Annotated in this window: 13 protein-coding genes; 9 read left to right on the forward strand and 4 right to left on the reverse strand. The window is 42.1% G+C overall.

Annotation, left to right across the window (positions count from 1 at the left end):
* Window positions 1-156: 156 nt before the first annotated feature.
* Together D328_RS0127075 and D328_RS0127080 are read right to left on the reverse strand one after the other, a co-directional pair.
* On the reverse strand, window positions 157-561 hold the full coding sequence (locus tag D328_RS0127075; RefSeq protein ID WP_018888176.1) for a type II toxin-antitoxin system death-on-curing family toxin: 405 nt from the start codon (window positions 559-561) through the stop codon (window positions 157-159).
* On the reverse strand, window positions 558-821 hold the full coding sequence (locus D328_RS0127080; protein WP_018888177.1) for an AbrB/MazE/SpoVT family DNA-binding domain-containing protein: 264 nt from the start codon (window positions 819-821) through the stop codon (window positions 558-560). The genes D328_RS0127075 and D328_RS0127080 overlap by 4 nt, the downstream gene beginning before the upstream one ends.
* 479 nt (window positions 822-1,300) lie before the next feature.
* On the opposite strand from D328_RS0127080, the gene D328_RS0127085 reads away from it, so the two are divergent.
* The 3 genes from D328_RS0127085 to D328_RS0127095 all read left to right on the forward strand — a co-directional run bounded on the left by D328_RS0127085 (window position 1,301) and on the right by D328_RS0127095 (window position 4,597).
* Entirely contained in the window at window positions 1,301-1,528 is a 228-nt protein-coding gene (locus D328_RS0127085; protein ID WP_018888178.1) for a DUF896 domain-containing protein, read from the forward strand.
* Between the two features lie 758 nt (window positions 1,529-2,286).
* Window positions 2,287-3,573 (forward strand): SLC13 family permease, encoded by a 1,287-nt coding sequence (locus D328_RS0127090; protein WP_018888179.1) that lies wholly within the window; start codon window positions 2,287-2,289, stop codon window positions 3,571-3,573.
* Between the two features lie 52 nt (window positions 3,574-3,625).
* A complete protein-coding gene (locus tag D328_RS0127095; protein ID WP_018888180.1) occupies window positions 3,626-4,597 on the forward strand; it encodes an alpha/beta hydrolase in 972 nt (323 codons plus the stop codon).
* 279 nt (window positions 4,598-4,876) lie between these two features.
* Here D328_RS0127095 and D328_RS0127100 read toward each other — a convergent pair whose 3' ends face one another.
* On the reverse strand, window positions 4,877-6,655 hold the full coding sequence (locus D328_RS0127100) for a sigma-54-dependent Fis family transcriptional regulator (protein ID WP_018888181.1): 1,779 nt from the start codon (window positions 6,653-6,655) through the stop codon (window positions 4,877-4,879).
* A 178-nt stretch (window positions 6,656-6,833) separates the two neighbouring features.
* Here D328_RS0127100 and D328_RS0127105 point away from each other — a divergent pair, with 178 nt between their 5' ends.
* The 6 genes from D328_RS0127105 (at window position 6,834) to D328_RS0127130 (ending at window position 12,940) form a co-directional block, all read left to right on the forward strand.
* Window positions 6,834-8,093: a four-carbon acid sugar kinase family protein gene (locus D328_RS0127105; RefSeq protein WP_018888182.1), complete on the forward strand. Its 1,260-nt coding sequence runs from the start codon at window positions 6,834-6,836 to the stop codon at window positions 8,091-8,093.
* Window positions 8,087-9,244 carry an iron-containing alcohol dehydrogenase gene (locus tag D328_RS0127110; protein ID WP_018888183.1) on the forward strand — a complete coding sequence of 386 codons (1,158 nt, stop codon included), beginning with the start codon at window positions 8,087-8,089 and terminating at the stop codon, window positions 9,242-9,244. The genes D328_RS0127105 and D328_RS0127110 overlap by 7 nt, the downstream gene beginning before the upstream one ends.
* Before the next feature lie 47 nt (window positions 9,245-9,291).
* Window positions 9,292-10,188 carry a 4-hydroxy-tetrahydrodipicolinate synthase gene (gene dapA, locus D328_RS0127115; protein ID WP_018888184.1) on the forward strand — a complete coding sequence of 299 codons (897 nt, stop codon included), beginning with the start codon at window positions 9,292-9,294 and terminating at the stop codon, window positions 10,186-10,188.
* A 12-nt stretch (window positions 10,189-10,200) separates the two neighbouring features.
* The gene (gene pdxA / locus D328_RS0127120) at window positions 10,201-11,229 is read left to right on the forward strand and encodes a 4-hydroxythreonine-4-phosphate dehydrogenase PdxA (RefSeq protein ID WP_018888185.1); all 1,029 of its coding nucleotides are present in this window, start codon (window positions 10,201-10,203) and stop codon (window positions 11,227-11,229) included.
* A 16-nt stretch (window positions 11,230-11,245) separates the two neighbouring features.
* Window positions 11,246-11,692: a YhcH/YjgK/YiaL family protein gene (locus tag D328_RS0127125; protein WP_018888186.1), complete on the forward strand. Its 447-nt coding sequence runs from the start codon at window positions 11,246-11,248 to the stop codon at window positions 11,690-11,692.
* A gap of 72 nt (window positions 11,693-11,764) precedes the next feature.
* On the forward strand, window positions 11,765-12,940 hold the full coding sequence (locus D328_RS0127130; RefSeq protein WP_018888187.1) for a sialidase family protein: 1,176 nt from the start codon (window positions 11,765-11,767) through the stop codon (window positions 12,938-12,940).
* Between the two features lie 104 nt (window positions 12,941-13,044).
* Here D328_RS0127130 and D328_RS30905 read toward each other — a convergent pair.
* A partial coding sequence (locus tag D328_RS30905) for an IS3 family transposase (protein ID WP_018887800.1) occupies window positions 13,045-13,301 on the reverse strand: 257 nt, incomplete at its 5' end.

A 13,301-nucleotide genomic window follows, 5' to 3' on the forward strand; every position in this document is an offset into this window, starting at 1 on the left:
TCTAATTACAGAAAAATGAGGTACTATATTTGTTATTAGAATCATTATGAACATCCATAATGGCCGAGCTGGATCAAAATACACTTGTATATTGTGTAGGGAAAATTCCTAGCTGGTCTGTGAACACCATCCTCATGCGGATGGTGTTTTTGCTTTTTATTTTGTTATTGGAGTGCAGTAGGATTCAATGATTGCAGCGGTGTGCCGTCGATCGAATTGATGATTAACCATGTCCACTGTAAAGTCTTCGGCTTCCTTTGTATCCATCTTAAGGTGTATACCATTATAACGTAGGAATATTACGAGTGCTGTGAAAGCGGTCCTTTTGTTGGCATTGTGAAAAGGAGGGTTTTGACCAAGCGATTCGAACAAAGCGGCAGCCTTTTCGTAAATAGTTGGATAAGCATCTTCTCCAAAGACCGAAGATCGCGGTCGGTGGACAGCTGATTCGAGCAACCCAGTTTCTTTAACGCCTATATGTTCCCCTGGACTGTAACGTTGAATCATGGCTACATTTATGGCTATTACTTCTTGAACAGATAAATAACGAGTTTGCATCATCTATCTTTGAGTCCTTGAAGTGTTTGATCGTACTCTTCAATAACCTCAGTCAAAGTGGTCATAAAGTCTGAACTGATTCCTACAGGCAATGAAACTTTTGTAGATTTCTTAATTCTAATTTCTCCTGAATCTGGACTAACCTCAATGTTAACTGTATCACCCTGCTCCAATCCAATTTGCTTCAAAGCATCCGTCATCGTTATACCTAGGCTATTACCGAATTTTGTTACCTTTCGTTCCATATCAACCATCCTATTCATAAGTATTCCTCCTTATCATTATATTCAACTGTTATAACAATTATACAATTATAAAATTGAAATTCAACCTAATTAGCGCCTGCCTAGGTGCATCAAAACTGTGACTACACCCGTAGAAGCTTATGTGGCGTTATCTTCCGACAGGGGTCCGACTCCCCTCGCCTCCATATCTATTAAGTCAAAGAGTCATCGGCCAGTCAGCTGGTTGGTGGCTCTTTTTGATATAGTAATGAAATCATAAAGACGGAGTAATTCAAGATGCTTGTAAACTGAGAACAGATCCTAGCAATTCTGAAAAAAGCTAGTCAACATGCATGCGCGTAAGCCAAAGTTTTTGATGCAATCGGCTTAATCAATCCTTGAGATATCCTTCTCGGAACAAGGTATTGACAAAGACTACAAAATATTATATCTTTATATCAAGATAATTAAATTTGAAACACAATTAAATTCAAAATCTTGAATATGGAGGTATACACATGCGTACAATGTTAAACAGAATTAATCAGCTCGCAAGAAAAGCAAACGAAGTTGGATTAACTGAAATTGAAAAAAACGAACAGACTAACCTCCGCAAAGAATACCTTCAAATCTTTCGGGGGTCTGTAAAAAGCATCCTTTTGAATTCTACCATTTATGATCCGAATAATGATGATGTTACTCCTGAAAAGCTGAGAAAAGAGCAGGCTAGATTAGCTAACCAATAAATCTAACCAATATATCTAAACAATATATCTAAACAATATATCTAAACAATATATCTAACCCTGGCCAGTCAGTAAGAAGAAGCAAATTAAGAATTGAATTATATAAAGAATGCTATGTAATACCAGCAACGGACACGATTTAGTGTCTGTTATTGCTTGTCCGAACTTGTGGAAAGCAGGTACCCTAGAAAGGGCAGGCACTCCAGAATGGGCAGGTACGCCAAATGGTGTACCTGCCTTTTCTATGCCTAAAAACAGCAGATGCTGCGCGTGATGGGGTGACGAACACCAGAAAGAAAGGGGTATTCAGTGGAAGGCATTTATGCACGTGTCGTGTGACAGTAATGGCTTGCATCAATCACTGGGTTCAAAGCCAGCATTTCTTTCTGGTTACGTGGCATCAAGATGTGGGGCAAATAAGATCATGGATGGTAGATCACACCACATCTACACATACTAAGAGCAGCAGAGATGACTTTTTAAAGCAGCGGAAATTCTTCAACATGTTTTATTGCACTGCTAATCAGCGTGTAAATACCGATATCTGGAATCTAAAAAACGAGTAATCGTTAACAATTGAAACGATTTATTATCCCATTCTTTAAAATACTCATATTTTTAACAAAAGTGTTCTAAAAAGAAACGAATGAATTCGTGTAATTTCTTATTTAGAGAAACGAAAAATATTATTATTTTGCATATAAAGCGCTTTCAACAAAAAACGATAAACTAACTACTTCAAGAGAGGATAGATAAAAATGACAATGGAAATGATTCTCGCCTTGGGTATCTTGGTCCTGATGATTGTAATGATCATGTCAGACAAATTTGCCTTTGGTGCACCGCCGCTCATTGCTTGTCTATTATTAGTAGTCACTGGTCTGGCAACGGTTCCAGAGGCTTTTGCAGGCTTCGTTAATTCCAGTGTTATTATGATTGCCGGATTCATGGTCGTTATGGCCGCACTTATGAAGACGCATTTCATTGGTAAGGTTCAGTCCGCTATGATCAAGCTGGTTAATAAGGGCGGATATAAAAGTTACGTTCTTTTAGTTATCGTGGTTATGCTCGGTGCCAGCTTGGCAGGCGCGGGTTCCACCGGCTATTATGTACTGATTCTGTCCATCGTATCGGCTATTCCTTACAATAAAAAAATGCCTACATCCAAGCTAATGTTGCCGTTAGGATTTGCGACGAACCACCCCTTGCTTCCCATTAACGTAGCACTCTTTTATGGTATTACTGTAAGCGTATTAGAAACAGCCGGATTTACCGGTGGGCTTTCGATGTCTAAATTCGCTGTTGTGAACCTCATCCTGGCGCTTGGATTTTTAGTGTGGGCTTTGGTCGCTTATCGTTTTCTGCCAGATTATCCAGACACCGAAGAGGGGAATGCTGGAGTTAAAGAGGCGGCTGCTACGGCTGAAGTTTCCACCATGCCTGCATGGAAGGAAACTGCTACCATTGCTGCTTTTATCATAGGCGTTGTTGGTATGATGCTGATGAGTGTATTAGGTGAGATTGCATATGTCATTCCTGGTATTGCAGCAGCATTCTTATTAATCATCAATGTGCTTGATTTCAAGGAAGTTCGAGATAATATGGGAGCACCTGTGATCCTGTTAATGGCGGGGGTAATCGGTGTAGCCAATACTTTAGCTGAGACTGGCTTTACGGCTATGGTTGGTGACTATGTAGCGAATTCATTTGGGACGAACCTCAGTCCATTTATGCTGATTCTGATCTTTGCACTCTTAACTAGTACTTGTGCAACCTTTACTGGGGCAGCTATGGGTTCTGTATATATCTTTGCACCTATTGCGATTGCAGCCAGCATCAGTCTGGGACTGAACCCTACAGCAGCAGCAGTTGCAGTTGTTGTCTCCGCATGGAATGGCGGGTATATGCCAGTTGATGGAATGCCAGCAATGATCTTTGGAATGGGTAAATATAAGCTATCCCATTTCTGGGCGTTTTCAGTTCCGATGTATATCATTCGGATTTTGGCGCTGACTGTTGGTGCGATGCTTTTGTTCCCTGTATGATGGACAAAACTTTCTTTATAACTTTTAAATAGATTGTAAAGGAGGAACAAAATTGACTAAACAGATGCCTAAAAAACCATTATGTCCACCAGGGCGCCCGCCACGCTTCAAGGATGTGCCCTTTGCGGATGTGACCCTGGACAATGGAGAGCCTCATACTTTAAAAATGGATATATATCAGGACCTTAACCAAAAAACACCAGGACCATGCATCGTTTATTACTTTGGTGGAGGCTGGATGCACGGAGAATACCAGCAGGTGACTCAAAAAGCAGTATATTTTCGCGAGCTTGTAAGACTAGTAGAGCAAGGCTTTACTGTTGTATCGCCGTCTTATCGTTTGTCTACCCAATCTGCTTTCCCTGCGTGTATCCATGATTGCAAGGGAGTAATTCGTTATTTGAAAGCGAATTCAGAAGAGTATCATATTGATCCAGAACGGATTGGAGTTCTAGGGAACTCTGCTGGTGGACATTTAGCTGCCATGGTGGCGTTGAGTGCCAACAACAGTGAAATGGAAGGCGACGTCGGCGGTAATCTCGACTTCTCCAGTGATGTAAAAGCAGCAACCATTTTTTATGCTCCAGCTGACTTAATAGAGTTCATCAGGAACAGTGTGCATGAATCCGTAAATGTATCAGGAACTGAGGTCGACAATACCAGTCAATCTACAGAGGATGTAATATCCAACATTCTTGGTTTATCTGGATCAGGAAAGTCGATAAAAGATTTGTATCAATTACTTGAGAGTGGCGACACAAATGATGAGGATTGGAAGTACCTGGAGTTGGCGAAGAAATGCAGTCCGATCAGCTATGTAGACGCCGATGGTCCACCCATCTTAATTTTGCACGGGGGACAAGATCCGCTTGTGCCTATTGAGCAAAGTGAAAGGCTGTATAAAGCTCTGCTATCTGCTGATGCGGAAGCGATGTATATATCGGTCTCCCAAGCTAATCATGGCCCAACGATGGGAAATGAAGCTGACCAAATGGCTTATCAGTTCTTAATCAACAGACTGTAGAAAAAAACAAATAACGGTTAGGTCGGTTTCTCCCTCAGTTCAGTGACAAGAGCTGGGGGATTATTTACATTGCAAAAAATCCCATCATAGTAGCAATAGAAATTCCGATGCTTCTACCGTCTACTATGATGGGAGCAGTTCAGCGATCGTATTCACCGACCGCATGGGTGTACTTCCTCATTTATGGATCATGTATAGTGCCTGTATAGCTGGCATCTTGACCGAACATGATTACAGTCGCTTGTAGAAGCTATCTTCTCATGTGACCCGGTCAAGGCACTAATCTATCTTAAGATATCGCCATAGCGTTGTTCTGCTTATACCTAGCTGCTTAGCCGTCTTCGTTTGATTGCCCTTGTTTTGCTCAAGAACAGCGTTAACAATTTCGGTAGTATAGTCGAAAAGCGTCTTATCCTCAACCAGATGCTGTGTCAGATTAGCAGTAATATTAGCGGACGGCAATTCAGTTCTTTCATGCTTTAGTACTTCCAGCACTTGATGCTCTGAAATGTAATATGAATTAGAATACAGAACTAACTTTTTAATGGTTTGCTCAAGCTGATTAAGATTTCCTGGCCAATCAAAGTTCAGTAATTCCCTTAAAGCTTTAGGATCAAAGCCGATGACTTCCTTGTTACATTCAATATTCGTTTTATTGAGCAGAAGGGTGATGATCCCAGACATTTCATTTTTTCTCTCTTCAATAGAAGGCGAGTAAATACTGCCACAATCCAATTGGGTCATAATTTGATTGAAGATTTGTTTGTCTTGATCCGCACCGTTCGTACTGTAGGTAAATAGAATATTATTTTTTTGCAGCAGCTTGGTATTACTAATAATAGTTAGCAGCTTCTCTACATCTTGAATGTTCATTTGTTCAATATCTTTGAATAATAGCGTATTACCCATTTCTACTAAAGGGCCATTCGATGAATTCAGCAGGTATTTCCATGTTCGTTCGTTAACGAGTTCAGAATGAATAACAATTAGATTATTCGTATGATTTTTTTGCTTAAGGTAGGCTGTGTAGGCCAAGCTGGTCTTAGCGGTGCCGCTCTCTCCAAAAATCAGCATGGCATTGTAATAGGAGCCTAACTTTTCGATCTGATTTTTAGAGGCTTCCTGGATATAAGAGGTAAATAAGAGCTTTTTATTTATAATTTCTTCGATCTCAGCTTTATTCAGGTACTTCACACCGAAGCTATTGTTGATTAGGGGAGGCGTTGAATGCTTCACTTCACAGAGCACGTACCCATCCTCTATGTCGAGTTGCTTTATTTTGAGCTGATAAACCTGTGTATTATGTGTGTGATAGAATTGTTGTTCACCGTTTAAAGTCCCCTTGGTTGTGAGAAAGTGACGAATTGATTTTTCTAGCTTCTCATCGATATTAGAGAAAACGCTTCCTAGTTCATTATCGAAAATGGCGACTTTCTGCGATTGCGTATGAAAACATGCGGTTAGTAGCTCATTCTTTTGTTTGATTTTTTTAAGATCATGTACCAGGGAAATAGCTTGTCGATAGGCATGCTTGATACTCTCGATCCCGGAGGTAATCAGTATCGTATTAATTGATTTACTCAGGGCAATCTTATGAGTAACGGCATCACACAGTACCATTTCGTAATGCTCATCTTTTAATTGGTCTAATAAGTTATCAGCACTCGAAGAGTTATCTAAGGTAATAATTTTTATATTATATTGCAAAATATCGCAGATCAGGTGGGCGGCTTCTGTAATGCTGGGATATCCTACAATGGCAAAGTTACTAGTATAGTTGTTAGCAAGCTTTATGGCACCCAAAATATCATACACGGAAATAGATACATCGATCACAGGGATGGAGACGGACTTATGAAGTAAGCTAGCCGTGCCACCTCTAGAAATAATAGCATCATAGTTGTCTACGGATAATTCAGAGACTAATTGTTGTCCTTCTTCTAAATCGGCAGTGTAAATCTTGATATCAATCTCCTCAAATTGTTCCCCGACAATTGTCATGGAATGATTTAATTCTTCGTAAGGTGCAATACCGAGTAATTTGATTTTTTGGGTCACCAGACTTCGCCTCCTCCAGAAAAACGTTTCATTTATAAACGATTATAATGCGAAATCAAAAATAATAATACAATCATTCATTAATCGTTTCAAAAAGAAACATTTGGTTCGTGTATAAGGTTACTTAATCATTAGTATGGCTATAAAATAAAATTGTAATCAAAGAGGGGGTGAGTTGATGCTGAAGTTACTGGTGATCGCTGATGACTTTACTGGAGCTTTAGATACGGGAGTTCAGTTTGCGAACTTAGGTGTGAAAACCTTAGTCACAGCAGATCTAGCTATTGACTACGAACTACTGGAAGAAGATCTGGAAGTTTTGGTTATGGATACGGAAAGTCGTTATCTGTCATTCACCGATTCCTACAACATAATCAGTAGCATTATAGAACAATCCAAGAAGGTTCAAGTGCCCTTCATTTATAAAAAAGTTGATTCTGCTTTGAGGGGAAATATCAGCAGTGAAATCAAAGCTGTGCTGGATCATTTCTCGGAGAAGACCATTCCTTTTATACCCGCTTTTCCAGAAATAAACCGAATTGTTCGTGACGGTAACCTCTATATCAATGGACAGTTGGTTGCGGAAAGTGTGTTTGGTCAAGATCCTTATGAGCCTGTTGCAGAAAGTAATATTCCCAAAAGGCTTCTAGACGAGGCCAATGTAGATACTCAATTGATTCGTGATGATCAGATCGAAGAAGCCAGAGCGGGCTTGCTGCTCTTTGATAGTGAAACAGACGAACAGCTACTTCAAATTATGACTACATTAAAGAAACATAATATTTCAGACATTACCATTGGATGTGCCGGGTTTGCTAAGGTATTAGCTGATACTATTTTTTCAAATAGAGCAGCTCAAAAGGTAGTCATTCATGAACCGTTAGTTGTCATCTGCGGATCAGTTAATCCTATTACCAGACAGCAAATTGAGTATGCTGAAACGAAAAAATGTAAGCGCTATTCATTAAGCCCCCGTCAACTGCTGGAGACAGATTATTGGGGAAGTAAGGATGGACAGGAAAGTCTCGAATCCTATCTTGTGGACATGCTCGAAAATGAGTTAATCATATTCGAAACACTCAGCGATTATACCATGAATAATTTGGAATCTTACGGAGAGTCTAATCATGTTCCATCTTCAGAATTTCGTTTTAGAATAGCACAGTCGTTGGGAAACTTGTCGAAACAATTACTTAATAGAAATATAAATCGAACCTTACTCTTTACTGGTGGCGACACTTTATTCCAGTCGATGCAGGTCTTGAAGATTAATGAAGTAACACCACTCTGTGAAATCAGTCAGGGGGTTGTGTTATCCGAGATGATGTGGAAGGATAAGCCGATCCAGGTAATCACAAAATCAGGTGGGTTCGGGCATAAAGAATTATTTGACGATCTTAATAAGAAAATCATAGAGCAGGAGGAACAGACATGTTAGTAGATTACAGTTTGAAAATGCCTAAGAATATTTTCGCAGGTGAGCATGCGCTGGAACAATTGGACACCATTCTGTCAGCCGATATTAAAAAGGTTGTTATCTTCACGGATAAAGGTGTGTTGGGTGCTGGATTGATCGCAATCCCGGAACAAATTCTTACTAGTAAAGCTATTGATTATACTATTATTTCTGAAATTCCAGCAGAACCTAGCTATCATCAAGCACAAGACATTGTGGATCGGTTCAAAAACGAAAAAGCGGATTTCATCATTGCGGTCGGTGGCGGCAGTGTGATGGACGTAGCAAAACTGGCCTCCATCCTGGCCACAGATGCTTACACGGTGAAGGATTTGTTGGACAACCCGCTTCTGGCTAAAAAGCAGGTAGCTTCCTTAATGATTCCAACCACTGCAGGAACAGGTGCAGAGGCGACGCCAAATAGCATCGTTGCTGTGCCGGAAAAAGAGCTGAAAGTTGGCATTGTGAATCCTGAAATGATTGCCGATTATGTGATTCTGGATGGTCGCCTGATTAAAAAGTTGCCAAAACCGATCGCAGCAGCTACAGGGGTAGATGCCTTGTGCCACGCGATTGAATGCTTCACCTCAACGAAGGCTAATCCGTTCAGCAATACATTTGCAATGGAAGCACTTGATTTGATTATGAATAACATTATTGAAGCTTGTACCAATCCAGAAGCACTTGATGCGAAAAATAACATGCTACTGGGTTCATTCTATGCAGGTGTCGCGATTACATCTTCAGGTACGACAGCCATTCATGCTCTGTCTTACCCGCTTGGTGGCAAATATCACATTCCACACGGCGTGTCGAATGCCATCTTGCTGACACCGGTTATGCGTTTTAACGAGCCGGTCATTAAAGAACACTTAGCCAAAGTATATGATCGTGTAGTAAGAGGCGGTAACCCTAATCTATCCGTGGATGAAAAATCGAAATATATCATTACAGAGCTGGAACGAATCGTTGCCGTTCTTGAAATCCCAACAAGCCTGAAGACGTTCAATGTGCCAGAGGGTGATCTGGAGGGATTGGTTGAAGCGGGTATGCAGGTGACACGTCTGTTGGTGAACAATATGCGTGAAGTGACACCCGATGACGCAAGAAACATTTATTTAGAAGTGCTATAGGCATTGTAGAAGAGCCATAAGGATGAAACGATTAGGAGGAAGCCGGAATGGTAGATATTAAAGGAATTATCGCCCCGATTATTACACCTATGAATGCTGATGAAAGTGTTAACTATGATGAACTAAGAGTGCAGATTGACCGCCTAATTGGGCATGGTGTACACGGGATCTTTGTGTTCGGGACAAACGGTGAGGGATATATCCTGTCTGAAGATGAAAAGTGTGAAATTATGAAAACGACCGTGGATCAAGTGGCTGGACGAATCCCTGTGTACGCTTCAACGGGCTCGAATAGCACACTAGATACCATTCGTCTATCGAAGAAAGCGAAAGACATCGGGGTAGATGTCTTGTCCATTATTACACCTGGGTTTGCAGCTGCTTCACAAGATGAACTGTACACACATTTCAAAACCGTCGCTGAACAGGTGGACCTGCCCATCGTTCTCTATAATATTCCGGCACGTACAGGGAATGCGATTGCTCCGGCAACAGTCGGCAAGCTGAGTACAATCAACAACATTGTCGGTGTAAAGGATTCCAGTGGGAACTTTGATAATATTCTTCAGTATATTGAACACACGCGTGATCAGGAAGGCTTTGCGGTCTTGTCAGGTAATGATTCTCTCATTCTGTGGACCTTATTGGCTGGCGGTACAGGTGGTGTGGCGGGCTGCTCCAATGTGTATCCTTTTACCATGGCACAGATTTATGAACAATTCCTTGCAGGCGACATTGCAGCGTCACGTCAATATCAGGACTCCATTCGTTCCTTTAGAGATTGCTTCAAATTTGGTAATCCGAACACGATCGTGAAGTATGCTGTTGCTGAATTAGGATTCCCGGTCGGTAAATGCCGTGCACCGTTCAATCAACTTTCAGACCAAGGCTTTGAAGCCCTTCGTCGAGTGATTGCAGACAACCAAACCAATGGGATGAAATAAAGGAGACCAACCATGACAAAAATAATTGGTATTACATTAGGTGATCCTGCTGGCATCGGTCCTGAAATATCCATCAAAGCGTTCTCCAAGCCTGAATTGTATGACCGTTGTCGTCCGCTGCTGGTAGGTGATCAATCAGTTATCGAATATTATCTTGCACAGCATCCAGAATTAGACCTGAAGGTAAATGTCGTAGAGAATCCTAAAGATGGCCTTTACACGTATGGAACGATTGATTTGGTTGATTTGGGCCTTGTGAATATGGCTGATTTCCAAATTGCTGAAGTGTCCGTAACAGGCGGCGACGCGGCCTTCCAATATGTGAAGAAAGTGATCGAGCTGGCACTTGCGAAGGACATTGATGCGACCGTAACGAATCCACTGAATAAAGAAGCGATGAATGCTGCAGGGCATCACTATGCAGGTCATACGGAGATTTATGGTGATCTAACGAATACAGAGAAATATACGATGATGCTGGCTGACGGCAACCTGCGTGTAGTTCACGTATCCACTCATGTGTCCTTACGTGAAGCCTGTGACCGCGCAACCAAACAACGGGTACTGGATGTCATCCGTATTGCTGATAAGGCATGTAAAGATCTGGGGATTGTTAACCCGAGAATTGCTATTGCCGGACTGAACCCTCACTGTGGTGAAAATGGTCTTTTTGGCACAGAGGAAATTGAGCATATTAATCCAGCAGTGGAAGCGGCGAAAGCAGAAGGCATTAATGCATTTGGTTCGTTGCCAGCGGATACGCTGTTTTCCAAAGCTAGAGGTGGCATGTACGACATCGTGGTTGCCATGTATCATGACCAAGGTCATATTCCGTTGAAATTGCTCGGATTTATCTATGATCAAGAGACGAGCTCCTGGAAAGCTGTAGAGGGCGTGAATATTACGCTGGGCTTGCCGATTATCCGTACATCGGTTGACCACGGCACGGCCTTTGACCAAGCAGGTAAATGGACAGCAAGTGAGCTTAGCTTGGAAAATGCCATTGATTATGCCATTAGACTTGCCGAAAATACTCAATAGAAAGCGTGTCTGGACTATGATTATTGAACGAATTGAGCGTTTGGAACACTATCAGTCCATTCTCCCTAATCTGGATAAAGCACTTGCGACGATGCAAGGGATCGCTGAATGGAAGGAGGGGGAGCGCTACCCATTTGATGGGGGCTTTCTCTTCTTTCAGTCAGGCACTACGAAGCCTTTATCCGAAGCACAATTCGAAGCACATCGGAAATATATCGACATCCAAGTGGTCCTCAAGGGAAGTGAGTATGCCGCTTTAGAGGATCTGAGAAACCTCTCGGTCGCCATTCCTTACAGCGAGGATCGAGATGTTGAAAAGTATGAAGGCGTGACGCAGCATGTCATGAAAATAACAGAAGGTATGGCGTATGTTCTCTTTCCGTGGGACGCTCACAAAGCCGTATTTCATATGGATCAACCGCTAGCCTTCACGAAGGCCGTCATTAAATTGGAAGTGAAATAACTTTATTGCTGAATCCCTTTCATAATGGACTAGGTATTAGGAAATGGATTCTAATTGGAGGGAGATTGTAAAATGACCAACTTACCACGAGTTCGAACTTCTGACCCCAATGGCATTGTGTATCATGATGAATTTTTGAATATTGATTTTGGATTAATCCCTACAGGTGGAAATAGAACCGCGCATGCGCCATCCTTGATTGAAACAGCAGACGGGGGCTTGCTCTGTGCCTGGTTTGCCGGCAGCTTTGAAGGTAGTGGAGATATTTCGATCGTCGTATCCAAGCTTGATCCTGACACACAAGTGTGGTCTATTCCTGTAACCGTATCCAAAGGTGAGGATCGTAGTGAGCAAAATCCGGCATTATTTAGATCACCTGAAGGCCCGATTTGGTTGATTTATACCTCACAACTGAGCCGCCAAGAAGGCAAAGACAATATGCAGTTCACCTCCATTATTATGGTGCAAAAATCAAATGATGAGGGTCAGACATGGGGCGAGCCTGAAGTACTCTTTTCCGAAGAAGGTACGTTCTCGCGCCAAGAGATTCAAATTCTGAGCAATGGGCGCTGGCTGTTTGCAACCTGGCTGTGTGAAGATTCAGCAGAAGGGTTGACCAATGATCCAACGGAATTCCGTGTGTCTGATGACCAAGGTCAAACATGGAAGAAAGTCAGAATGCCAGACAGCAATGGCCGTGTTCATGCGAATGTATTGGAAGTGGAACCTGGGCATTTGGTTGCCTTTATGCGCAGCCGCTTTGCAGACAATGTCTACTTTAGTGAGTCACACGATTATGGCGATTCTTGGTCTGTACCGTCAAAAACCGTGCTACCGAATAATAATGCGAGTATTAGTGCCATCAAGCTCCAATCCGGTGAAATTGCACTGGCCTATAATGTAAACGCTGCCCGTAATCCGGAGTTCGGAAAGGTGGCATGGCCTGGTCTGAGAAATCCGGTGGCTGTGTCGATCTCTGAGGATTTTGGACAAACGTGGCCAGTTGGCCGTGTATTCGAAGCGGCAGAAGGATACATTGGTGTAGAAAACAAGACAAACAATTCACAACATGAATATCCAACATTGTACCAGACGAAGGATGGATTATTGCATCTCGTATATGCATATAAAAATAGAGTGTGTGTCAAATATGTACGTTTCTCTGTCGGTGATGTGTTTGGTGAAAAGCGTGAGGCGGACGGTGTTTACAACCCTACATCAGGTGAGGGCGTTGAAGCTTCAGAATAAGCACCGGATACAGCATTACGTAACAGCTTAGAGCAGATGGTCATCAAAAAGAAACCCACAGCCACTATGGTCAAGACCCCATTTAGTGGACATTGAAAAAACACCTAAGCTAGAAACTGGCGTCGGTACTCTACCGGCGTCAGTTTGTTTAATTTACGCTGTGGTCGTCTTCGGTTGTAAAAACGTATGTATTTCTCAATTCGTCTTTGTGCCTCTGCCAGATTTCGTATATCATAGGGATAGAGTCCTTCCGTTTTGAGATGCGAGAAGAAACTCTCCATGGAGGCGTTGTCTAGGCAATTGCCCCGGCGAGACATGCTGATTTGGGCGCCAACCTTTGGCAGCATGTCGTGGTAAGCAT

The organism is Paenibacillus massiliensis 2301065 = DSM 16942, assembly GCF_000377505.1.
GTDB lineage: Bacteria > Bacillota > Bacilli > Paenibacillales > Paenibacillaceae > Paenibacillus > Paenibacillus massiliensis.